Source organism: Shimazuella kribbensis DSM 45090, assembly GCF_000428065.1.
GTDB lineage: Bacteria > Bacillota > Bacilli > Thermoactinomycetales > Thermoactinomycetaceae > Shimazuella > Shimazuella kribbensis.
Window position 1 is genome coordinate 246,131 of record NZ_ATZF01000001.1, and the last position, 23,046, is coordinate 269,176.

A 23,046-nucleotide genomic window follows, 5' to 3' on the forward strand; every position below is an offset into this window, starting at 1 on the left:
AGGATTATATAAAGCATAAGGGAGTTGTTGATATGTCCATACTTCTTTTACCGCTTTTGCTCATTTTTTTCTTCTTTCTTCTCCTTTCATGGCGTGTTGTACAGCCATATGAACAAGGGGTAGTGATTCGATTGGGGCGTTATGCGCGATCACTCAATCCAGGCGTTCGTTTTTTGTTTCCTCTATTGGAATCGATGAAAAAGGTAGACATGCGTATTCGTGTGGAAAATGTAGAAAACCAAGATATTATAACAAAAGATAGTGTACCAGTGACCCTGCATGCAGTTGTGTATTATCAAGTGGTAGATGCACAAAAGGCACTTTATGGGGTGAAAAATTATAAAAAAGCAACATCAACGGTTGCCCAAACGATACTGCGTTCTAACTTAGGAGCTCATACGATGCAGGAAATGTTGACAGAGCAAAAGAAGTTGGATGATCAATTACGAAAAGCATTGGATCAAGCAACAGAGCCATGGGGAATAAAAGTGAAAGCGGTAGAGATCCGATCGATGGAACTTCCAGAAGGATTGCGACGTGCCATGGCAAAAGAGGCAGAAGCAGAACGGGAGAGAGTAGCAAAAGTGATCGTCGCCAAAGGAGAGTATGAAGCAGCTGAGAAACTAGCAGAGGCCGCCAAAGTGATTAGTCAGCATCCTGTAGCAATGCAACTTCGAACACTCCAAACGATGACTGAGATTGCAGCCGAAAAAAGTAGTACGATTTTATTTCCATATGAGATGTCTAGTCTAGCTAGTTTGTTCCAGCAAGCACCAAAAGAGAATGCTTCTACTAATTTGACTCAAATAGTGCAAAAGAATAAGAGTGTTAGTGATGTTGACGATTTGATAGATAAATAGATTTGGAGAAAGTACCTCAATTAGAAACGAATTTCTATGTTGGGGGCTTTTTTTATTTCCATAATAGAAAAAATATTTTGAAATTTGTATTTCGAAATCGATGGTTAATTTGGGTACTCATTTGTTCCTTTGTGATAAATTGCAGATTTTGTTAACAAATTTTAAAACAAGAAATAAAACAATGGATATAATGCCTATTTTTAACTGGTTTTATTTTACAAAACAATAAGAATTATAATACAATAAAGATCAAGATCTCCACTCGCTTTTCCTTTGGGGGTAGGTTTTGTCGCAGAAGTACTCGACGAAAGGTCGTCATGTGGTTCTGGATGTATGGGGAGTTGAGGCGAAAACCCTCAACAACGTGAAATGGTTAGAGGATCAGCTTCAGCGAGCAGCAAAATCCTGTGGTGCTACGATTTTGTCCGTGCAGTCACGGGCATTCGAGCCGCAGGGTGCCACTGTCATGGTGATGCTGTCGGAAAGCCACCTCACGATTCACACCTATCCGGAAGCAGAATTCGCAGGGCTGGATTGTTACACGTGTGGTGAGACAGTGGATCCTGCGGAGGCCATTCGTTACATGCTTCAGGTTCTGGAGCCGAAGGAGCACTCTGGCATTCGTATTCGCAGGGGGAGGAAGCTTCACGGAAGTAAGCTCATCCGTCTGATTCGATTGATTCGTTCAATCCGGATCTTTCGGGTGAAGTAGGGATCTGAGGGCTCGGCACTACTGAGAGGTAGTGCCGAGCCCGCCACTTTTTTTGATAGATAAATCTGATGAAAACAGCAAAAAGTGAATGGAAATATAGTAGGTGTTTAGAGTAAATGGAGAGGAACGGAAAGTGGGAGTTTTTCTACTCAGCTCGATTGAAAGAGGTATACATCATGTAAGTCAAGAAAAATAAATGGATTACACCAAATGTCTAAAGTACTGTTTCTAATTTTATTTATACCTGATAAGTATGAAGCATTGGTGTGGGCCTAGGAACCAGAACTTCGTCATTCCCAACGAGAACTTATATGCAATAGGCTTTTTCCATTCATTATTTGATCTAATCCTCAAAACTTATGATGGACTGGAATATCTTGAAATAACTAAACTTATCTATGGAGCGTGGATCAAATGCCAATCATTCAAATCGAGACTTTCATTCAATCATCGATCCAAACTTGCTTTGATTTATCGCGTAGTATTGATATCCACATGCAGTCTACTGCACATACAAAAGAAAAGGCGGTGGCAGGGGTTACGAGTGGATTGATTGGATTAAACGAAACCGTCACATGGGAAGCGATCCATTTTGGGATTAAGCTGCGACTAACATCCAAAATTACGGAGTTTGATTCTCCTCATTATTTTGTTGATGAAATGGTCAAAGGGCCTTTTCAAGGTTTTCGGCATGAGCATCATTTTATCGAATATGAGACAGGAACAAAAATGACGGATTCCTTCCAATACACTTCTCCTCTAGGACTACTAGGAAAAGCTGCTGACCAAATTTTTTTAAAAGCATATATGGAAAAGTTGTTAAGCAGGAGAAATAACTATATAAAAGATATAGCAGAACAGTAAAAATAGAGCATAATATAACACTGATCTTTTTAATTATAGAAAAATAATTAAAAACTTGATGAAAATCATTTACAAATTAAAATATTACTGCTAGTATAAACTTACTTAAAACGGACGGAGGGTTACGTGTGGCAAATCAGTAATTCGATTAATCAAACCGCTATATAAAAAGGAAATAGCGCTTGAAACGATACTTGTGGTATCGTAATCGGAGATGGTTTGCCATATGGTGACCAGTTTTTTGTCCTGCTTTGTAAAGGTAAAACAAGTAGGATGATCACATAATATGCATAAATGTGGATATGATTTGTTGGAACACTTTTTTATGGTTCGTTTTTTTGGTGGTCCAACATAACTTTCTCACCTGTTTTTGCATGCTACCGATTACGATAACACAGGCGCTCAGTCTGTGTTTTTTATTGTTTTTATAAATTTTTGGAGGGATTTTAATATGGAACAATTATGGACGATAAATGGAGTTACCATTTGTACAGAGAGTTTTGGAAAAAAAGAAGACCCAGCAATTTTACTTATTATGGGTGCACAATCCTCCATGACTTGGTGGGAAGAAGAGTTTTGTGAGCGTTTAGCTGATACAGGGCGTTTCGTCATTCGCTATGATAACCGAGATGTTGGACGTTCTACTACTTATGAAGTTGGCCAGCCTACCTATCGTTTTGAAGATATGGCAGACGATGCAATAGGGGTATTGGATGCATACGGAGTGGAGAAAGCTCATATTGCTGGTATGTCCATGGGTGGTATGCTTACACAGATGATAGCATTGCGCCATCCGGATAGGGTTTTGACTGTAACTTTAATTGCGACTTCCAATTTTGCAGCGGATTTACCTGCAATGGAGCAGAAAGTTATGGATTACTTTGTTAATGCAGGAACAGTAGACTGGACAGATAAAAAATCTGTAATTTCCTTTAATCTGGGAAAATGGAAGGTGCTTACTGGTTCCAAGCATCGCTTTGACGAGGCGAGGATTTTAGAGCTTTCCGAAGTAGAGTGGAATAGGAGTACCAATATAGCAAGTATAAACAACCATGGATTGTTGACAGGTGGAGAAGCTTATCTGACACGCACTAGTGAAATCGGTGTGCCTGCGCTTATTATACATGGGACAGAAGATCCGATTATTCCTTGTGTGCATGGGACGAATCTTGCAACAACTATACCAAAAGCCGAGTTGCTCACTTTAGAAGGTACTGGACACGAGCTTCCTTATGATGTATGGGAGGAGGTAATAAAGGCGATAGTGCATCATACTTCGGCTAATTAGGAGTGAGTATTCTGGTCAAAGCAGTTGATAATGCCTCCTAAAAGAAAACTATTTTAGGAGGCTAAGTGATGAAATTCCATCCAATCGATCAAGAGAATTGGGATCGAAAACCTTATTTCGATCATTATATTACGCAGAAATGTACATTTAGCTTGACCGCAAATATCGAGATCACCTCTTTATTGGCACAGCTTCGAATCCAGAAAAAGAAGTTTTATCCTGCCTTTCTTTACATGGTAAGTAAAGTGTTAAATGCTCATGTAGCATTTCGTACTTGTTTTGATGATAAGGGGAGGTTAGGATACTGGAGTCAGATGAATCCTAGTTTTACCATCTTCCACAAAGAAACACATACATTTTCAGCCCTCTGGACAGCGTTTAGTGAAGATTTTCCTGTTTTTCATGATAATTACCAAGTGGACATAGCGGAATACGGAGATCATGATGCTTTTTTTCCCAAGCGTGAATCATCCAATGTTTTTCCCGTATCGATGATTCCATGGGTAAGTTTTACTGGATTTAATCTTAATCTGAAACAAGATAATGATTATTTGTTGCCCATATTTACAGGGGGACGTTTCTTTCAACAAGAAAATAAGGTTTTGTTCCCACTCTCGATACAGGTCAATCATGCTGTTTGTGATGGATATCATGTTAGTTTGTTTATCAATGAAGTGCAAAAGTTAGCTTACCATTGGGGAAGTTGGATGTAGAAAGAACAAAACCGGTACCTTGATGGAGGTATCGGTTTTATTTAGGTGAAAGGGTCAAAAGGGGATTATGATTGAATTCATCAATGAAAGAAAATAAAGAATGAGGGTTTATTTATTTTGGACATTTGGTTAATGGCCAAGCCCATACTTTTATATGATGGGCGTAATGAAATAATGGGTTTGTTTTTTTTATCGTAAGTTGGTGAAAATCAAAAATAGAATTATGCACAATTTTTACTTTAGCTTGTTGAATGAACCATGGTTGATGATGAATTTCACATCGGTATAAGTTTTTATTATGTGTCGTGTACAAACAATACCGCTCCATTAACCAATGATCGATAGAACCGACTTTTGCTGGTTCTGCTGATGAAATAGGATGATACGAAGCTTCAAATGATAGTTGATTGTGACGATAACAAGCAAAATGAATTCGTTCATTTTGTTCTTGCCAATCTATCTTTGCATAAGAGTATGGAAGATAAGCGAGTTTGTTTGCTACCCAAACAGCGAAATGATGATCGGCATCTATATGTAAAAAGTAGACTCCTTTTTTTCCTTCATAAGTTACATAAGTTCGAACATTTAATTCTGGAAATAAGGATGCTCCAGGAAAAGATGGAAGGAAGCGAAAGCGAATGTGGTTCATTTGAAAAGGGACAATGGAGATCCATGCCTGACCCTTAAATGTATCTAGTTCTAAAGGAGCTGGAATTCTTGATTGAATCCAATCGGGTTCTACAGGGAAGTGAGCAAACAATAATTTTTCCCAAGATTGAGTCATAATCCAAGGCCCTGTTGGTAAAGACCAAGGGCGATGAGCAGTTTGTCCTAACATTTTTTCCTCCATGGTCATACTTTTCGATATATTAATCTTAATGATATACCAAACTAATGTAAGAAATTCGTGATTCGAAAGGATATCTTTTAAACATAGAGGGGACATCCCTTGTCATATTTAGAAAGTGATTAAATCGAAAGTAACGTTCATCTTCGTTACGTTGTTGTTCACTCCGTCCTTACACTTCGAGTACGGAAGCTTGGTAGATTCCCTGTCGTCAGATGAGTTTACCCAAGAATCCCTCACCTCCGCGCAGCAGGTGGAGGGAATGTTCAAGTTGCACATTGTAAACGTTGAACAATAAGCTTGAATATTGTTATAACAAATTTGATAATGAAATAGATTGGAAAGAATCTGAGCAATATTATCCATGATAGAAGCGAACAGGAATTCAATGAAATAAGAGAATATCATAGAATGTTTGGTTAAGGAAAAAGCTAAGATACAATACTTATTTCCAAGAGGAGATATCATGAATAAGAAGAACAACCTAGGTTGGAATTTAGATAACAGTTATACCCGTTTGCCAAAAACCTTTTTTTCAAAGATCAATCCCAACCCTATACGATCACCAAAGTTGATTATTTTTAATGATACTTTGTCATCCTCTCTTGGATTAGACGTAGGTGAGCTTAAAAAGTACGAAGGGGTAGATATTCTCGCTGGTAACGACCTTCCTGAAGGTTCTTTGCCTATTGCTCAAGCTTATGCAGGACATCAATTCGGGCATTTTACGATGTTAGGGGATGGAAGGGCTCTGCTTATTGGCGAACAAATTACACCTTCAGGAGATCGCTTTGATATTCAGCTTAAGGGATCAGGAAAAACACCTTACTCCCGTGGGGGAGATGGAAGGGCTACATTAGGACCGATGTTACGAGAATACATCATTAGCGAAGCTATGTATGCACTTGGCATTCCAACGACACGTAGTTTATCAGTCGTAAAAACAGGGGAATCCGTAATACGTGAAACGGATCTTCCTGGTGCGGTTTTAACAAGAGTGGCTGCGAGTCATATACGGGTTGGCACGTTTCAATATGTCGCTGGTTTGGGAAAAGTAGAGGGGTTAAAAGTACTAGCTGATTATACTATCGATCGACATTTTCCCCACATTGCGGATGAAAACAACCGTTATCTTTTCCTTCTCCAAGAAGTGGTGAACCGTCAAGCTGACTTAATTTCCAAATGGCAACAGGTCGGCTTTATACATGGGGTAATGAATACGGACAATATGACAATCAGTGGAGAAACGATCGATTACGGTCCTTGTGCTTTCATGGACGTATATGATCCATCTGCCGTATTCAGTTCGATCGACATGCAAGGTCGTTATGCTTATGGTAATCAGCCGCCTATTGCTGGTTGGAACCTTGCTAGGTTGGCAGAAGCTCTTTTGCCATTGTTGCATGACGATCCAGAGCAAGCTGTCGGACTAGCCCAAGAGGTAGTCTCCCATTTTCCTGAACGGTATGAACGGAATTGGCTTAGTGGTATGAGAGGAAAGCTGGGGCTATTTAATGAAGAAACAGAGGATAAAGTGTTAGTGGATGCTCTTCTTCGCTTGATGGAAAAGCATGAAGCGGATTATACCAACACGTTTCGTGCTATTACACTAGATAAGTTAGATGATCAAGAGTGGTTTCACACACCAGAATTTACTCAGTGGTTTGAAAAATGGTTGGCTAGACGAAACCGGCAACCTGAATCGAAACCGGACTCTCAGCAGCTCATGCAAAGAAGCAATCCTGCGATCATCCCACGCAATCACCGGGTGGAAGAGGCACTCGAAGCAGCAGTTGAAAATGGGGATTACCATGTGATGGATAAGTTGCTTAAAGTGCTGACAAATCCATATGCTTATTCTCCTGAACAGGAAGTGTATGCCGAATTACCTCCAAAGTCATTTTGTGGGTATCAAACGTTTTGTGGAACATAAAGAAACAGTAGACTGCTAGATGGTTGATAAAATTATTTTATCACGATGTAAACGTCGATGGAGTCACCATATCACTGGTGAACTAGAAATACAGTGACTCCCTCTTGTGGAATCAAGAGGGGGTTGTTTTCGGGAATGGGAAAGTTAGAAACAATAATTTTTGTTAACAAGAATAGCAAATACAGGGATAAAAACAACGAATAAGCCTGTTTGTAAATGAATGAGGAGGTTTAATCATGATAAATGATAACGATTTAAAGCATTTGAAACGTTGTATCGAACTGGCAAGAACTGCTTTGGAAGCTGGTGATGAGCCATTCGGTTCGATTCTTGTGTCCGTCCATGGCAAAGTACTTGCCGAAGACCATAATCACGTAGCCGGTGGCGATCATACCCAGCATCCAGAGTTTGCCTTGGCGCGTTGGGCAGTCAAAAATATGACAGAGGAAGAACGAGCCAAGGCAACAGTCTATACTTCGGGTGAACATTGCCCTATGTGCGCTGCAGCTCATGGCTGGGTTGGATTAGGACGGATTGTTTATGCGAGTTCCTCAGAACAACTTGCACAATGGCTGAGTGAAATAGGTGTCGCCAAATCACGCGTTCATAATCTTCCGATCCACGAGGTTATTCGTGATACCATCGTAGATGGTCCTGTGCTTGAACTCGCTGAGCAAGTTCGAAAACTTCATCGTCAGTTTTATGCAAAAAATACATAGTAACACAATAAATACAGGAGAAAGAGCCAATACTTGGGAGTCTCATTCGAATTTTTGGCGGCAGTAGCATAATATCGAAGGAGGAAACATGGAAATTTTCGCAAAATATTTAGCAGGTATTGATAACCTAGATCACCGCGACCGAACAGAGAAAATTTTGTCGTGGGTTGCTAATAAATTCCCGAATTTGGAACCACAAATCAAGTGGAATACGCCAATGTTTTCCGATCACAGCACATTTATCATCGGCTTTTCTACAGCGAAACATCATTTGAGCGTTTCACCCGAAGAAGCAGGCATTGTGCACTTTGCCGATGATATTGCGCAAGCTGGTTACAGTGCTACCAAAGGCTTGTTTCGAATTCCGTGGAATGAACCGGTAAATTATGAGTTGCTTGAGAAAATGATTGAATTTAATATTCAGGATAAAGCAGAATATACGAGTTTTTGGCGGAAATAATACATCAAGCCTTATCAAAAAACGTATGACATGAAAAATTGTCATGCGTTTTTTCTACTATAAAAGAGAGTAAATACAAAGAAGTATCGTACTAGTATCATGATTCGTCTCCACAAACGTTTGTTTTTAACTCATTTGCGTAAGAGAAGTCCCCCGCTTCTACAAGTGGTGAGATGAATTACAAGTTTCTGACGAAATCTTTCCAAAAAATAGTTGATCGATCGTTTGTTCTGGTATACAATCCTTTCTAAGATAAAATAGAGAGGAAGGAGAAAACCATACTTCGTGCCAAAAAAGTGTATTTCACTGCATCGAAATCCGATTTGGATCGGTTATTTGCTTGTAACCGTGAATCGGCTCTTGTTTGGAACGAGTGCTTACAACAATCCCAACAATTTGAGCTCCATCATAAGAAATGGATTTCCAAATCTGAGTTACAACGTGCGATGAAAGGACAATTTCATTTTCATAGTCAATCCATTCAAGCCGTTTGTCATAAGTATCTTTTTGCGAGAGATTCCGCACGTCAGGCAATTCGACAGGGGATCAAAACCGCTCGTTATTCCTACAAGAACAAGAACCATTACCATACCAAATGGGCAAAAGATGGAATCCGGATTCACGCAAATGGGAAAATAGAGCTGTCGATGGGCATTCATGGTGGGAAACGGGAAAAGCCAATTTCGATACACACCAAACATCTTCCACAAGGTCAAATCAAAGAAATAGAACTTTGTTATGATCATCGACTGTATTTATCAGTTGCCTTGAGGATGGAAGAGAAGAACAAGCATATGAAAAGAAACAGGCTACGGGAGTGGATCTGGGTGAAATTCATAGCCTTGCTTCTTTCTGTGAGAGTGGAGAAGCTTTGATCGTGACGGGTCGGAAAGTACGCTCGATTCATCGACTTCGAAATAAGAAGGTAGCAGAGATTCAGCGCCTTCAGTCCAGGTGTAAAAAAGGTTCTCATCAGTGGAAAAAGTACCAGAAGGCCAAACGATATGGCTTTCGAAATCTGAAAAACAATTGCAAGATGCTTTACATAAAACAACCAAGCAGTTTGTGGATTGGTGTGTGAAACAAGCTGTATCGGATGTTTACATAGGGAACCCAGAAGGAGTACAAAGAAAGACGAGAAAGAAGAAGAAAGCAACTAGAAAACAAGCACAGCGTCTATCCAACTGGTCATTTGGAAAAATGAAGAAGTACCTCCAATATAAGTTGGTGATGATGGGAATGAGGCTTCATTCAGTCAATGAAGCCTATACCAGTCAGACATGTCCTGTCTGCAAGAAGAGAAAGAAGGTCTCTTCTAGAAACTATCGCTGTTCCTGTGGCTATCAAGAACATCGAGATACACATGGAGCGAGAAATATTCTAGCCAAATTCCTCTATGGAGAGGTTCATTAGAGTAAATCGTTACAAGAAGGTGTATGTGTAATGGAGCAGTTAAAAAATATATATAATGAACGATTTGTTGATCAGCTTAATGAAGCAATCTATGAAGTATATCCATCTTTTGATCGTTTTTGCTTTCATCGGCTTATTTTTCAAGAGGATTGGGAGGGATTAGCCTTAAAGCAGCGTATGCGTCGGATTACAGAGGCTTTGTTTGAGGGGTTACCAAAAGAGTATCAAGAAGCTCTTGGAATTTTGTATCATGTTGCTCCCCGATTTCGTGGATTGAGTGGAATTGTTTTTCCTGACTATGTAGAACAATATGGGCTCGATGATTGGGATCAATCAATGGTTGCTTTGGCAACTTTTACACCTTTCTCTACTGCTGAATATGCAGTTCGTCCCTTTCTTTTGAAAGATCAAGAAAAAATGCTCACCCAAATGCTAGAATGGTCGACTCACCCTAATGAACATCTTCGAAGACTTGCAAGTGAAGGATGCAGGCCGCGATTGCCTTGGGGTGTATCTATTCCATCTTTGAAAACAAACCCATATCCCATTCTGCCTATTTTGACAAATTTAAAACAGGATGCATCGTTGTATGTACGAAAAAGTGTGGCGAACAATTTAAATGATATTTCCAAAACATACCCTGATCTAGTGCTTGAACTTGCAAACGTTTGGTATGGAAAAAATGAACATACTGATTGGATTATCAAACATGCTTGTCGTACTTTATTAAAACGAGGAGACACAAAGGCATTGTCCTTGTTTGGTTATCATGATGAATCAAACGAAATTTTACATTTTCGTTGTGATTTAGATCAGGTGGACATAGGAGGAAAGATGGAGTTCTCCTTTGATATACAAGCCAAAAGCGACAACAAAATGAGAGTGGAGTATGCGATTGATTTTGTAAAGGGGAAAGGCAAACGCAACAAAAAAGTATTTAAAGTAACGGAAATTCAGATCAGAGGCGGAGAAACAAAGTCTTATACAAAAACCCACTCTTTTCGGGATCTAACGACAAGAAAACATTACCCAGGAGTCCATACGTTAACCATTATTATAAATGGTATAGGAAAAGCATCCTATGATTTTGTATTAAAATAAGAGTAGGGAGTGAATATAATCAGCAAAAACGGGATACACCGGTTCTTGATAGAACCGGTGTATCTTTATCACCAGAAAAGTTGGTGAGTTGGTCAATCAACCCTATTGACTGCTCAGTCATCAGGATCGAAAGCCATTATATTTTTTTGGTACCTATATTGAATCAAGCACCAGTGTTGGTTTTATTTTTCTGATTGTTCCCCATTCAAGGAAGACTTATGATTGGCATGTTCTGCGATCAGGAGCTGATAGTATCGGGAATCATGCCTTTCCCTCAACTTGGAGACCTGATCCCATTCCACAATACCTTGACCACTCTCGCCAAAGACGTATGCTGTTGCATTGGGAGGATTGAAGTGGTCTTTGTGGTTGATCAAGATGAGCGTGCAGTTATACTCTTCTGCGAGCTCCCAGACCCTTTTTGCAAGTCCAACTCCGTTGGAGTCGACCAAGTGCGCGAAGGCTTCATCGAGAATGAGTACATGTACGATTCCCAGAATTACACCCAACACACCTCGGCCGATCATGCACCGGGCACGTTCTCCTCCAGAGAGGGTACGCACTTCTTGATCCAGTTTTTTGCTCAATCCCACTTCTGTTGCAGCTCGCTGAATCCATTCTTCTGTCTCTTCTGGAGTCAAATCGAGATGCAGTTCAGGATGGAGCAACAGCCCGATGTTGTCGCGTACGGTGCCCGGTACTGAGTTCTGGTCCTCTTTTTCCCTCAGGCCATCAACGTAGTTGGCCGATTGAGGGCCGTAGAACAGATGACGATAGAACGACGACAGGGTAGTATCGAATACGTTTGTTTCATTGATTCGATATGTCCCAGACCACTGGACAGGATCAGCTTGGATGTTTTCGTAGTGACGACCCAAAATGTTGACGAATGTTGTCTTCCCAGATCCTTCAGGGCCAACAAGGACAATAAACTTGCCTCGTTGAATTCGCAGTTCCGTCATGTCCGGATCTTGTGGAAAGAGCCCGTTGGGATAAAGGATTTCGTCGTTTGGAAGTTCCACCCGCAGGTCAGCACTAATGGAAAGAGTCTGGATTTCGTCCACCACGACATCACCTTGAGGGCGAGTTCCTAGAGGCCGATTATCTTGGTCTACATCGGACGCACTGAGAATCTCCCCAAGATGTTGCAGATGTCCCTGGCTATCCGCGATTCCCAGTACGATCTGGAAACCGGAATAGGATACCATCATGGTCGTGCTCACGTAACCGGCAAGCATGGCCAATTCTGCGGGTGATCGCCCTTCGCCTACAGCAATGAGATAAATAAGCCACATGCTGACAAACGAAGGAACGATCCGAGGTGCTCCAATAAACATAGCTCGGCGAAGTTCGTTGCTACGGAATAGAGTGACTCGTCCGTTTAGCACTTTCTCCAAGAGCTTGTATTTGACCCTGCTTGATCCAGCTGACTGATGAATCTCCAGCTGGTTGGCATATTCCTCTAGGTGGTTGTTCTGTTTGGCGTCGAGGATTTTCTTTTTCTTGCTGAAACCTTGGCTCCATTTGAAGGCAAACATGACAAGAAAAGTCATGATTGTCAATCCAAGACAAGCCAAACCAAGAAAACTCCCAAATCCAAAGGCAATGCCAATGCCTACGAGTTGGGCAACCACGATAAGAATATCTTTCACCGCCGTAGGCATGCTGCTGCCGTAGGCAGTTACAAGACGGTTGGTCATGCTGCTATGCAGCTGACCATATTTTTGTTTGATCTTATCGAGGTATGTACTGGAGGTAGATTCCATTTGGAGAAAGATTTTTGTGTTCATATCTTTCTCCATGGCTGCTCCCAATGTAGCTTGTACATCGAAAAACAGCATGAGGAAGAACACCTGCAGTGCAGAAAAGCCGGTAGCTAGCGTTGCCGTCCAGATCGAAGGATTCTCAAGCAGAAGCTTCTGGCCGAGAGGCAGCAGAGCTGCGACAGATGCTTCGATCAAAGCGATGATGGCTGTTTTAATTAGTGGACGTTTATCCGCAAAAAGGGATTGAAATACTGAATTTCGTCCCTTTGCGGTCATCTGTTTTTTTGTTTTTTCTTCGATCGTTTTTTTACCGGAAAACATTTTTGTCCTTAGGTTGAATTTCTGTGTTGGAGGACTGTGATCCTATTACCAATCTATCTAATTAATTCAAAATTAGCAATCATTCTGTAAGTATCTATCTATTCAAATTTGACTAGATAGATAATTTTCGTTATGATGGATTGGAATGGAAGGGAGATGCGAGTGTGTCGGCAGTAAGATTGCTTGTTTTGGGGACGATACTTCGGCGGAAAATTGCCCATGGTTATCGGGTGTACCAAGATCTTACTTCTTGGAAAGTGGATACTTGGACTAATGTAAAACCTGGCTCCATTTATCATGCCCTCGAAAAATGTGAGTCACAAGAAATGATCAAGGCAGTATCTGTGTCGCAAACGGTAAAACTTGGTCCATCTAAAACAGAATATAAAATAACGGAAAAAGGGAAGACAGAATTCATTTCTTTGTTGGAGTCAGCACTCCAAAATAATGATATACAAATACTGGCTGCGGGAATCGCATTTATGGAATTTTTGCCCAGACATCGTGTGCTGGATCTTCTAGTAGAAAAACTGCACTCCTTACATCACACAGAACAGTTTTTGCGGTCATTACCAACGGAATTAGTACCTTCCGTTCCTTCTAAGCATCCGGAACTTGTCGGTGTATGGGTTGGGTATTTTGAATACGCCATTACTGCTACAAAAAAATTAATAGAGTCGATTGAAATGGGAAAGTATGTTTTTCATGATGAGAAAGGGGAGCCTGGTATTGACAACAGTGAAGATGCATGATGGGAGTGTGATACCTGTAGAGATAAAAGGGGATGGTCCTGCTATCCTGCTTCCTGTTAATCCATATCCAGTAGAGGGGGCCCGTGCAGAAGAACTGCGTAAATGGGGAGCAGATCCTGCTTTGGGTCATAATCTTATGAAAGGATTAAGTGATAAGTACAAAGTTGTCGCCTTTGACTATGAAGGTCATATTCAAAAATTTCCAAAAGCGGATACATTGACTCCGAATAATGTGGCAAAGGATTTTATTGCTATCGCTGATGCAGTTGGTGTGAATAAGTTTGTTTACTATGGGTATTCTTGGTTGGCTTTAAGTGGATTGCAACTAGCCATTCGGACTGATAGACTACTAGCACTGATCATGGGTGGTTTTCCCCCTATCGATGGTCCGTATAAAGAAATGTTTCAAGTAACAAAAGCAACATTTGAGTTGTCTAGCACGAAGGATAATTCTACAAATTCACCACAAGAAACGGATGAACTGGATTGGTCTACGGTAGAAGTGACATTAAATACCAATCAAACAAAGCAATTTGTGACTTTATACAAAAATTTGCAAGATTTCTCTGACAGACAAGTCCAATCGAATATCACTTGTCCCCGTCTATGCTTTGCTGGATCAGCAGATAAAATATCGTATGAAGAACGGTGGGGAGGAGTGGTGGTAGATATTGCTGGTCCATTGCTTCAGAATCGGAAAGAATTAGAATCATATGGTTGGGATGTAGAAGTTTTGGAAGGATTGGATCATACACAGGCAATGCAGGCTAAACATGTTTTGCCTACTATTAAAACATGGTTAGATGCTCATATGTAAAGTAGGGGTCGTGTAGAATAAGATTCATACACGACCTTTTTGTTTTTCACTGGAACTTGCGTTTTGCATTTGTTTCCAGTTTTTTAGCCATTTGATGCCAGGATGTTCTCTCTATCTGATAGTGCTGGTAGATGATTTTTGGGTTATCATCATCCTCCACATCACGCAAACGCTTGAACCCCAATTTTGTGTGGGCTTGTTTGGATGTTTCATTGTTTTCTTCTACAAATGCAGAGACTCGTTCCAGTCGACCATTTGGGATACGTACACCAAAAAGAATTCCCAGTATGGTAAGCAGGGCTACTTCGAGGACTCCTTTACGACGGAAAGAATCCAAGACACAATAAGCCATTTCAAGCTCATTTGGTTTCAAACCTTTCCATGTCTTGAAGTAAAAGAATCCTGCAACCTGTCCTTTGATGAGGATGGTGTAAACCATGTGGTCAGAGAGGTGAAGCAGGTCCTCTAGTTTTTCTATTTCGGTGTGGAACCACTTCAATGGTTCTGTATCATCCGATGTCAGTGGAGCGAGATAGGGAAGATGGTGGGGCTGAATATGTATAGCCTCCACTGGAAACTGGGTGTTTTGGATAGTAGTTGGAAGGAAGGAAGCCAAATCATTCGGCATTTTAAATCCTTTGATTCGAACCAACAATGGCATTTCTATTCTATCATGTTTAAATACAAAATATAAATACTATTCACTCCTTTTATCAAAAGACAACAGGTTTTATGTAGAAAATCTATAAAATAAAAAGCAGGATATCCCTGCTCTGTTTTTAAATTCGTTTTATAAGGCTTAAGATATATTCATCTAAGCGTTCGGCCATTTGTGCATCTGTCAAGTTAGTCACACCTAATGCTTTCCATCCAGAAAAGACCATTGGTGGTCCAAATAAAATATCCAATACGGATAAGATATCCCAATAGGGATCATACACGAAGTCATGTCCAGCATGATTTTGGTAAGCTTCTAAAAATATATTCGCAGTTTTAACGCCATGAAGCTGAGCAAGATCAACTCGACAATGTCCCACATCTATTCCAGCAGGACCTCTGCATGCATTGATCCAGTCCACTATGCCAGATACGGTTCCGTTTTCCCATAATACATTTGCAGGGTGATAATCCCGGTGGATAAAACAAGTTTTTGTGGAAGGTCGGGAATGACGAACATAGTCAATGACATGACTCCATTTTTCGGGAATGCTAGACCAAGTTGGAGTTTCTATCTCTTTCATATTCGTGTAGGTATAATAGTGCCAAGGGAAGTCATTCGCTTCTATTTTATGTATCTGAACCAAACTTTTTGCTAAACCATCCACCCACATTTTTTCATTTTTAGGTTGGAGCACAACAGAGCCATTGAGTTTGGTCATGAGGACAGCAGGTGCACCACAAATTTTCCCTTTTTCATCATAAGCGATAATTTGTGGCGAAGGTAATTCATGTTGAAACGCACAAGATAAACTATTTGCTTCATGAAGGGCAAGATCAGGTTCTTCTTCTAGCCATTCTTTATTCCGCACAAGGCGCAGAACAAAATGTTGGGTACCTTGTGTAGTTTGAAGGGCGATATCGTACATGTTGGACGAAGTTCCTCCAAGCAGGGCATGAATTTCAAGAACGGTGGCATATGGATCGACAGATTGAATAACCCATGTAAGTATTTCTTCAGGCAGGTTATGTGTTTGTGTTGAATTAATCATCAAACTGATTCCTTTCAGGAAAGCAAAATTTGTTTGGGGATAACAGCAAGTTCCTAAATACGTTGAATGTAGAGATAGATGATGGAAAAAAGGTGGAGCCAGATAAAAAAGCAGACAATGACTGTCTGCTTTTTACAGGTTAATGATTCATTTCAGGAAAATTATTTCTCTAACAACGGTTTCTGTTATGTTTTGGTTTCATTTTTTCATGTGGGGTGGCGATTCCACATCGTGTTGTTCACACAACGCGAGAATCACCACTTGTCCCTCTGGCTACTGCTCCTGTCCATCTTCGGTGCACAGAAGTTCCGTCAGCAGGGCTTGGACTTCAGACCGAACAGTTTCTGCCTCCTCGAAATGCTGGAGCTGTTCCCTTGCGTACCAAGTATACTCCTTGGCACGCTCAAGGGATTCGAACCCGTGCTTGGCACGCTTGAGGATGTAAAGCCTCTTCGCAGACTTGGGTCGGCTGCGAACTGCTTCCATGGCTTCGGTAAGAGAGGTTTCGATCTCCTTCATGAGGCCCGTCTCGTAGTCCTCGATCTCAGTATCGGAAATCTGCGACATGTTTTCCCTCCAGAGGGACAGTCAGATTGTTTCTTGCCAGAAGAATACCACATTTTGAGTAAGTATGGAAGCACATTAATCGGAATGATCTGAATGATGTACATTTTGTTATATGTTCTAAGTGACCCAAATAAAGAGTTGTTCGAAAACGCTCTTGCATGGGTTTCATCGTTTTAGTGTTTCGTAATTTCCTTACGTATCTCCTCATTTAACTTGGTTAAATCTGGTGTTTGAACTTTCCCTTCGTCCGACAGCTTATATTTCTCTTTTAGCATCAAAATCCTTAGAACACTTTCGTCGATACGCTTTTTGGTGAGTTTCCCGTTGGTGATGTTTTTTTTCAATGCAGATAAGATATTGTTCACATTATCATATCCATGGGCGACAAGTAGAATATCGCTTCCTGCTTGGACTGCTTGCACAGCAGCTCTACCCATCCCATAATTTTTCGAAATCGCTCCCATTGTCAAGTCGTCTGTCATCACCACACCTTGGAAGCCGATGGTATTACGCAGTTGATCCGTGATGATGGCAGGAGATAGCGATGCTGGATATTTGCTATCGATTTTTGGAAAGAGGATATGAGCGATCATAACAGAGTCTGCGCCTTCGCGAATCGCATCTTCAAAAGGCTTCCATTCAAAGGATTGAAGTTGTTCCAAGCTTTTATGTACAACTGGTAAATCCAAGTGAGAATCGACAGATGTATCACCATGTCCAGGAAAATGTTTGATGACAGGGATGGTTCCAGCAGATTGTATCCCTTTCATGACTGCTCTGCCTACATCAGATACTTTTTGATAGGTATTGCCATAAGAGCGATTACCAATAACAGGGTTATTGGGATTACTGTTGATATCCAGTACAGGAGCATAATCCATGTTTATCCCCATCGATTTGGAGGCAATACCCAAATAGGTGCCAATGTTATTTGCGTATGTTAAATCTCCCGTTTTACCAATGCTTTTTGCAGTTGGTATTTTCTCGATTCCCGGCAGTCTACTTACTTTTCCACCTTCTTCATCGATGGAAATGAATAGCGGAGATGGATTTTGCTGATTCCATGTTTTGAGTTCGTTGACATAGGATACTAATTGTTCTTGGCTTTCGACGTTATTTTTATAAAAGATGATTCCGCCAACATGTTGGTTTTGAATCATCGATTTGGTTTTTTCTGTAGGTGTCGTTCCTTCTACACCAGCGATAATCATGGATCCCAGTTTTTCATCCAAAGTCATCGAATCTAACTTTTTTTGTGCCTGCTCTGTTATGACATGATTGGGTTCTTGAGGTTTATCGTTTTGTTGGTTGTTTTGACTTGTTTGCTCTTGTGGAGCTTTCGTTTGATTTGAACAACTAGCGATTATTGCCATTAATAATAAAGATGCAGCCACATAGATTATTTTGTTTCGAATACAGCATCACCACTTTCTAGAATTACTGCTTATTATATAGAATATACCGTTATATAAATTGTATTATCTGTGAAAGGGATAATATATCCTTCTTGAAGATGAAGATATCCCCTAGTCTCTAGTAATAAGATAGGGGTATTTATATTTTCCTCCATTATTAATTGCTCATTCATTTGTTTTTTAATCCACAAATGTGCATGTGGAACAGAGTCGTAATTATGCAAGAAGAAACCTGATTTATATTAAAATAAGTTTTTAGTGAAATGTCTTTATTAGGAAGAGGACGTTGATGACGGATTTGAACTTGAAAAAGACGGACTCTCGAAAGTGGTTGTTTGTTTTTTTATAGGTTGATTGACTAGATAAATCCCTAATCCAATAAAAATCGCACCTAATCCTATATACCAGTGTAATACCTCGTCTAAAAGAAGCCATCCTCCAATAGTACCTACTAGTGGTACTAGAAATAAAAAGGAACTAACTCTTGCTGGATCATTATGACCTATTAAGTAAAACCAAGTGACAAATTGAACAACTGAGCTCATGATAATCATATAAAATAAAACAAATATCAATTGAGATAGAGGGACTGCATGGAAGTTAAGTGTGGGTTGTTCTAAAACTATACTAGCAATGAGGAGAAAAATTCCTCCAAATCCCATTTGATAAGTGGTCAACACCCATATATTTAATGTTTTTCCCCAATGTTTGATCAATAGGGTGGCAATAGCCCAAAAAATCCCTGCTAGCAGTGCACTGATTGCACCTGATTCGAATTGTAAATGAATTCCTTGGGTTAATACGACACCGATAAATCCAAGAACAACTCCAGCCCATTGTAGACGTCTATACCTTATTCCCAACAATAAAAATTGGATAATTACTAACCAAATGGGATTAGTAGAAGACAGGATCGAAGCATTACCAGAAGTGATGGTACGCATGCTGAAATAAACCATGCCTAAAACCAAAGTGCTTTGAAATAACCCGATAATTGCTATTTTTATCCAAGGTAGTAATTGTTTTGGGTGTGGAAATTGGATAATAAAAGGTAGCATGATGAGAAATGCCATTAAAAATCGAATGCTTAAAAGTAAAAAGGGAGACGAAAAAGCCAATCCCATCTTGCCGATTGGAAAATTCAAACCTGCTACTACGATATTGATGAAAATTAAAGTGAAAAACAAAGATCGTTTCATGATGTTCCCTCATTTCCTGTATTGGTTATGATATAATTCTAATCGGCTGCAATCATCATGTAAAATGATGATTTGTGATATATTTAATCATAATTAGTGATGTTTGTATGGGGGAAGGACACGCATGAATAGCAAAGACCTACGTATTTTTCACACAGTGGCGATAGAACAAAGTATTACCAGAGCAGCTGAAGTTTTGGGTTATGTACAGTCAAATGTAACAGCACGAATTAGACAGTTGGAAAAAGAAGTAGATACGCCTCTGTTTTATCGAAGCAAAAAAGGGATGATCCTAACGCAGGCTGGAAGAAATCTATTTGAGTATTCCGGGAAGATTATTCACTTATTAGATGAAGCATTAAAATCTGTTCAATACACACAAACTCCATCTGGCCCCTTAGCAATTGGTTCTTTGGAGTCGACGGCTGCGGTTCATATGCCAAAATTATTGAAACAATATTTGAATCAATATCCAGATGTAAAAATATCCTTCACAACTGGTCATACCAGAGATTTATTGGCAAAAGTATTAGATTATCAATTAGATGGAGCTTTTGTAAATGGGAAAGTAGATCATCCCGATTTGAACCAAGTTCTGGTATTTGAAGAAGAGTTGGTTTTCGTGTCAGAAAATACATCAGAACCATTATCCGAATTAATGAGAAAACCAATGCTGTTTTTGTGGGCAGGTTGTTCTATGCGTCATCGCTTGGAACAATGGATGACAGAGGAAGGGATTGATGCGACTAATATTATGGAATTTGGGACATTAGAAGCTATTCTTGGAGGAGCATCCGCTGGATTAGGCGTGTCGTTGTTGCCCAAATCCGCGGTAAAAAAGATGGAGCAACAGGGATTGATTCGTACTCACCCCATCCCGCCACATTATCGTCAATCGCATATTTACTATATTTATCGCAAAGACTTGTTTCAAACATCAGCATTTAAAAAGTTTCTAGAACATACTCAGGTAGAACAAGTAAGAGTGAAAGAAAATCAGCAAGGAGAATAATTCAGGAAAGTAATAACAGTCTACTGATGACACGTTCTATAAAGGGAAGAGAGATAAGGAGATGTAGTTTATTATTGAATATTTTGATACACTATAATAAGAACTCCCACTCACAACGAGAGGGAAACACGAATCATGGAGGTTGGGATGTATTCTCCTGGTCGCATCATCAAGGTGGACGTTATCGTGACGGGTGGTGTAGCAGCCATCCCCGTGATGTCAGCGACTGTCACGCCTGTCGGTGGATGCCTCTCGGTGCAGACATACAGTCACCGAATGTACGAGGAGCTGGCACAGTACACGGATGGGTTTCTGGGCGGTTACCAGGTGGGACTGCTCGGGTATGACCTGACCGTGCTCGCAGAGAATCGTGAGGACGGTTCGTTCGTCGTCACGGAGACCGAATCCATGGGCAGGGGGAGTTACGACGAGGTCGTGTACACTCTTCAGCCCGACGGGTCGAAGATCACCGAGTACTTCCAGGTGACTTCCTGCGGCAGTACTGGCCGGATCGAGCGTAAGCGCTATCGTATCCAGGAAGGCTAGGCTGGTAAGGTTGAGCTCGACACGCTATTTTGAGCTCCCTCCAGCGGAGTGATCAACTCAGCTCCATGGCTCTGTGCGGTCGCAATGCAGTACTGCGACCGCACAACCAATAAAATTACAGCATGAAAAATATAGATCATAGATGTTTGCATTGACTCTATCATCTGATCCGTGGTATCATGTTGTCTGTTACCGCACAAAGTAGGGTTTGAAATGGACTAGTTCCTCCCTCACTTTTGGCGAGTCTTCATAATAGAGGAGGTTAAAAGATGTACGCATTGATCGAGACAGGCGGCAAACAATACCGCGTAGAAAAAGATAGTGTGCTCTTTATTGAAAAGTTGGATGCAGCTGAGGGAGATACCGTTACCTTTGAAAAGGTATTGCTTGTTTCCGGTGAAGGAAATGTACAAGTAGGTAGTCCTTTGGTGGCAAATGCAAAAGTGACTGGTAAAGTAGTGAAACATGGACGGTCCAAAAAGATCACCGTCTTTAAATATAAGCCTAAAAAGAACTACAAGAAAAAGCAAGGTCATCGTCAACCGTTTACTCGTGTTGTAATCGAATCTATCGAAGCGTAAGATGATTCGTATTCGAGTAAAACAAAACCAAGCTGGACTTGTAGAGCAAATAAAGGTTACTGGTCATGCCAACTTTGCAGAGCACGGAATGGATATTGTTTGTGCTGCTGTTTCTGCTGTTACCATCGGCATGGTAAATGCGATGGAGCAGATCACTGGTGTCACCGTTCATCAAGCAGATGACGGAGAAGGTAAGGTAGATTGCCGTATACCTAAAGATTTGCCTACAGGTGAAGTTCGTGCACAGCTTGGTCTCCTGATGGAAGCGATGGATTTATCGCTCAAGGGTATTGCTGATGCTTACCCAGATTATGTGCAATACAAAACAAATTGAAGGAAAGAGGTGTAACCTATGCTACAACTTAATCTACAGTTGTTTGCTTCGAAAAAAGGGGTAGGATCGACAAAGAACGGCCGTGATAGCCGATCCAAACGTCTAGGTGTCAAACGCGGAGACGGTCAATTTGTACTTGCTGGTAACATCTTGGTTCGCCAACGCGGAACAAAGATCTATCCAGGAACCAATGTTGGTCGTGGTGGAGACGATACCTTGTTTGCAAAATCAGATGGTATCGTGCGTTTTGAACGTTATGGGAAAGATCGCAAACGTGTTTGCATCTACCCAGTTGTCACCGAAGAAGTAGCAGCAACACAAGCGTAAACACATTTGTAAAGTTAGAGTGACACTCCAAATAAGCAGTGTCACTCTTTTTTTATCTTGGATACGAATAGGAGCGATTTTGATTGCCGCGTTCTGCTTTTTATTTGTTACCCCCACTTTTGGTGTTGATAATATGGGAATTAACTACAATGAATCACTTGTGGTTTGTAACCATCGCAATTGTCTTTGTCCTTAGTGTTTTTTTCTATATACGAGCAAGACAGAAAGAACAAAAACAACAAGAAGCGGCAGATACAAAGAAATTGCTTGGAAATATAAGACATGATCTAATGAATCATGTGCAGGTATTGATGGGATACCAAATGATGAAACGAGGAGATAAAATAAGCGATTATTTACAGCGTTTATCTACTCAGGCAACAAAAGAGAGAGAGATTGCCGAACTCCAAGATGAAGAACTAGCTGTATTTCTCCTTATATTGTCTTATCAATATCCTCAATGGGAGTGGGATGTACAAAAACTACCTACATACATAGATCCTCCAGGAAAAACAAATGAACCAATCGTAGAATATTTGTCGATTTGTATTCAGATATTAGCAAAAATGGGGGAAGAGAAGTATGATTGGCAGAAGGTAGTGTTGCAGCTATCTGGTGATGATCAGACCAATTTCTTTTCTTTTCAAGTGTATAGTGCAGAAAATGAGCTCCTAACGCTTCATGTTCCAGAAGGAGAATGGACAAACTTAATAGATCAGTATAAACAGTTACAGTTGGAAATAGCGGGTCAACAACGATTAACATTACGGACGGGAATAAGTAGGTGAGA

Annotated in this window: 26 protein-coding genes and 1 other annotated feature; of the genes, 19 read left to right on the forward strand and 7 right to left on the reverse strand. The window is 40.5% G+C overall.

Annotated features, from left to right (window positions below):
• Positions 1-32 precede the first annotated feature (32 nt).
• From A3GQ_RS23010 to catA, 5 genes are all read left to right on the forward strand, one after another.
• On the forward strand, positions 33-860 hold the full coding sequence (locus tag A3GQ_RS23010; RefSeq protein WP_083964034.1) for an SPFH domain-containing protein: 828 nt from the start codon (positions 33-35) through the stop codon (positions 858-860).
• A gap of 286 nt (positions 861-1,146) precedes the next feature.
• Positions 1,147-1,572, forward strand: a complete 426-nt coding sequence (gene speD / locus A3GQ_RS0101440) for an adenosylmethionine decarboxylase (protein ID WP_028775537.1) — start codon at positions 1,147-1,149, stop codon at positions 1,570-1,572.
• A 414-nt stretch (positions 1,573-1,986) separates the two neighbouring features.
• On the forward strand, positions 1,987-2,436 hold the full coding sequence (locus A3GQ_RS0101445; protein WP_028775538.1) for an SRPBCC family protein: 450 nt from the start codon (positions 1,987-1,989) through the stop codon (positions 2,434-2,436).
• A 451-nt stretch (positions 2,437-2,887) separates the two neighbouring features.
• A complete protein-coding gene (gene mle, locus A3GQ_RS0101450; RefSeq protein WP_028775539.1) occupies positions 2,888-3,724 on the forward strand; it encodes an alpha/beta fold macrolide esterase in 837 nt (278 codons plus the stop codon).
• Positions 3,725-3,792: 68 nt separating this feature from the next.
• Entirely contained in the window at positions 3,793-4,437 is a 645-nt protein-coding gene (gene catA, locus A3GQ_RS0101455; RefSeq protein ID WP_028775540.1) for a type A chloramphenicol O-acetyltransferase, read from the forward strand.
• 112 nt (positions 4,438-4,549) lie between these two features.
• On the opposite strand, the gene A3GQ_RS0101460 is transcribed toward catA, so the two are convergent.
• Positions 4,550-5,275: a YqjF family protein gene (locus A3GQ_RS0101460; RefSeq protein WP_028775541.1), complete on the reverse strand. Its 726-nt coding sequence runs from the start codon at positions 5,273-5,275 to the stop codon at positions 4,550-4,552.
• Positions 5,276-5,750: 475 nt separating this feature from the next.
• On the opposite strand from A3GQ_RS0101460, the gene A3GQ_RS0101465 reads away from it, so the two are divergent.
• The 6 genes from A3GQ_RS0101465 (at position 5,751) to A3GQ_RS0101485 (ending at position 10,910) form a co-directional block, all read left to right on the forward strand.
• Positions 5,751-7,217 carry a protein adenylyltransferase SelO gene (locus tag A3GQ_RS0101465; protein ID WP_028775542.1) on the forward strand — a complete coding sequence of 489 codons (1,467 nt, stop codon included), beginning with the start codon at positions 5,751-5,753 and terminating at the stop codon, positions 7,215-7,217.
• A 236-nt stretch (positions 7,218-7,453) separates the two neighbouring features.
• Positions 7,454-7,936, forward strand: coding sequence for a nucleoside deaminase (locus A3GQ_RS0101470; RefSeq protein WP_028775543.1), 483 nt, complete (start codon positions 7,454-7,456; stop codon positions 7,934-7,936).
• A gap of 88 nt (positions 7,937-8,024) precedes the next feature.
• Positions 8,025-8,396, forward strand: a complete 372-nt coding sequence (locus A3GQ_RS0101475; RefSeq protein ID WP_028775544.1) for an iron chaperone — start codon at positions 8,025-8,027, stop codon at positions 8,394-8,396.
• Positions 8,397-8,692: 296 nt separating this feature from the next.
• On the forward strand, positions 8,693-9,271 hold the full coding sequence (locus A3GQ_RS27915) for a hypothetical protein (protein WP_245596709.1): 579 nt from the start codon (positions 8,693-8,695) through the stop codon (positions 9,269-9,271).
• 100 nt (positions 9,272-9,371) lie between these two features.
• Complete coding sequence (locus A3GQ_RS27920; protein ID WP_245596710.1) at positions 9,372-9,809, forward strand: RNA-guided endonuclease TnpB family protein; 438 nt, start codon at positions 9,372-9,374, stop codon at positions 9,807-9,809.
• Between the two features lie 30 nt (positions 9,810-9,839).
• Positions 9,840-10,910 carry a DNA alkylation repair protein gene (locus A3GQ_RS0101485; RefSeq protein ID WP_028775545.1) on the forward strand — a complete coding sequence of 357 codons (1,071 nt, stop codon included), beginning with the start codon at positions 9,840-9,842 and terminating at the stop codon, positions 10,908-10,910.
• Between the two features lie 182 nt (positions 10,911-11,092).
• Here A3GQ_RS0101485 and A3GQ_RS0101490 read toward each other — a convergent pair whose 3' ends face one another.
• Complete coding sequence (locus A3GQ_RS0101490; protein WP_028775546.1) at positions 11,093-12,997, reverse strand: ATP-binding cassette domain-containing protein; 1,905 nt, start codon at positions 12,995-12,997, stop codon at positions 11,093-11,095.
• Positions 12,998-13,161: 164 nt separating this feature from the next.
• Here A3GQ_RS0101490 and A3GQ_RS0101495 point away from each other — a divergent pair, with 164 nt between their 5' ends.
• Together A3GQ_RS0101495 and A3GQ_RS0101500 are read left to right on the forward strand one after the other, a co-directional pair.
• Positions 13,162-13,749, forward strand: coding sequence for a PadR family transcriptional regulator (locus A3GQ_RS0101495; RefSeq protein ID WP_028775547.1), 588 nt, complete (start codon positions 13,162-13,164; stop codon positions 13,747-13,749).
• On the forward strand, positions 13,736-14,566 hold the full coding sequence (locus A3GQ_RS0101500; protein WP_342664984.1) for an alpha/beta fold hydrolase: 831 nt from the start codon (positions 13,736-13,738) through the stop codon (positions 14,564-14,566). Before A3GQ_RS0101495 ends, A3GQ_RS0101500 begins: the two co-directional genes overlap by 14 nt.
• Before the next feature lie 46 nt (positions 14,567-14,612).
• Here A3GQ_RS0101500 and A3GQ_RS0101505 read toward each other — a convergent pair whose 3' ends face one another.
• The 5 genes from A3GQ_RS0101505 to A3GQ_RS23025 form a co-directional block, all read right to left on the reverse strand.
• On the reverse strand, positions 14,613-15,227 hold the full coding sequence (locus A3GQ_RS0101505; protein WP_028775549.1) for a GNAT family N-acetyltransferase: 615 nt from the start codon (positions 15,225-15,227) through the stop codon (positions 14,613-14,615).
• A 118-nt stretch (positions 15,228-15,345) separates the two neighbouring features.
• The gene (locus tag A3GQ_RS0101510) at positions 15,346-16,275 is read right to left on the reverse strand and encodes a phosphotransferase family protein (protein WP_028775550.1); all 930 of its coding nucleotides are present in this window, start codon (positions 16,273-16,275) and stop codon (positions 15,346-15,348) included.
• Between the two features lie 273 nt (positions 16,276-16,548).
• Positions 16,549-16,842, reverse strand: a complete 294-nt coding sequence (locus tag A3GQ_RS0101520) for a hypothetical protein (RefSeq protein ID WP_028775551.1) — start codon at positions 16,840-16,842, stop codon at positions 16,549-16,551.
• Between the two features lie 173 nt (positions 16,843-17,015).
• Positions 17,016-18,236, reverse strand: a complete 1,221-nt coding sequence (gene nagZ, locus A3GQ_RS23020; RefSeq protein WP_245596711.1) for a beta-N-acetylhexosaminidase — start codon at positions 18,234-18,236, stop codon at positions 17,016-17,018.
• A gap of 293 nt (positions 18,237-18,529) precedes the next feature.
• Entirely contained in the window at positions 18,530-19,456 is a 927-nt protein-coding gene (locus A3GQ_RS23025) for a DMT family transporter (RefSeq protein ID WP_051271087.1), read from the reverse strand.
• Between the two features lie 124 nt (positions 19,457-19,580).
• On the opposite strand from A3GQ_RS23025, the gene A3GQ_RS0101535 reads away from it, so the two are divergent.
• From A3GQ_RS0101535 to A3GQ_RS0101560, 6 genes are all read left to right on the forward strand, one after another.
• Positions 19,581-20,468 carry a LysR family transcriptional regulator gene (locus tag A3GQ_RS0101535; protein WP_028775552.1) on the forward strand — a complete coding sequence of 296 codons (888 nt, stop codon included), beginning with the start codon at positions 19,581-19,583 and terminating at the stop codon, positions 20,466-20,468.
• Positions 20,469-20,603: 135 nt separating this feature from the next.
• Positions 20,604-21,014: a hypothetical protein gene (locus A3GQ_RS0101540; protein WP_156877495.1), complete on the forward strand. Its 411-nt coding sequence runs from the start codon at positions 20,604-20,606 to the stop codon at positions 21,012-21,014.
• Positions 21,015-21,194: 180 nt separating this feature from the next.
• Positions 21,195-21,271: a sequence feature (ribosomal protein L21 leader region), on the forward strand.
• A 12-nt stretch (positions 21,272-21,283) separates the two neighbouring features.
• Complete coding sequence (gene rplU / locus A3GQ_RS0101545; RefSeq protein ID WP_028775554.1) at positions 21,284-21,595, forward strand: 50S ribosomal protein L21; 312 nt, start codon at positions 21,284-21,286, stop codon at positions 21,593-21,595.
• 1 nt (position 21,596) lies between these two features.
• Complete coding sequence (locus tag A3GQ_RS0101550) at positions 21,597-21,929, forward strand: ribosomal-processing cysteine protease Prp (RefSeq protein WP_028775555.1); 333 nt, start codon at positions 21,597-21,599, stop codon at positions 21,927-21,929.
• A gap of 18 nt (positions 21,930-21,947) precedes the next feature.
• On the forward strand, positions 21,948-22,256 hold the full coding sequence (rpmA, locus tag A3GQ_RS0101555) for a 50S ribosomal protein L27 (RefSeq protein WP_028775556.1): 309 nt from the start codon (positions 21,948-21,950) through the stop codon (positions 22,254-22,256).
• 83 nt (positions 22,257-22,339) lie between these two features.
• Positions 22,340-23,044: a Spo0B domain-containing protein gene (locus A3GQ_RS0101560; protein WP_028775557.1), complete on the forward strand. Its 705-nt coding sequence runs from the start codon at positions 22,340-22,342 to the stop codon at positions 23,042-23,044.
• The last annotated feature ends 2 nt before the right edge of the window (positions 23,045-23,046 follow it).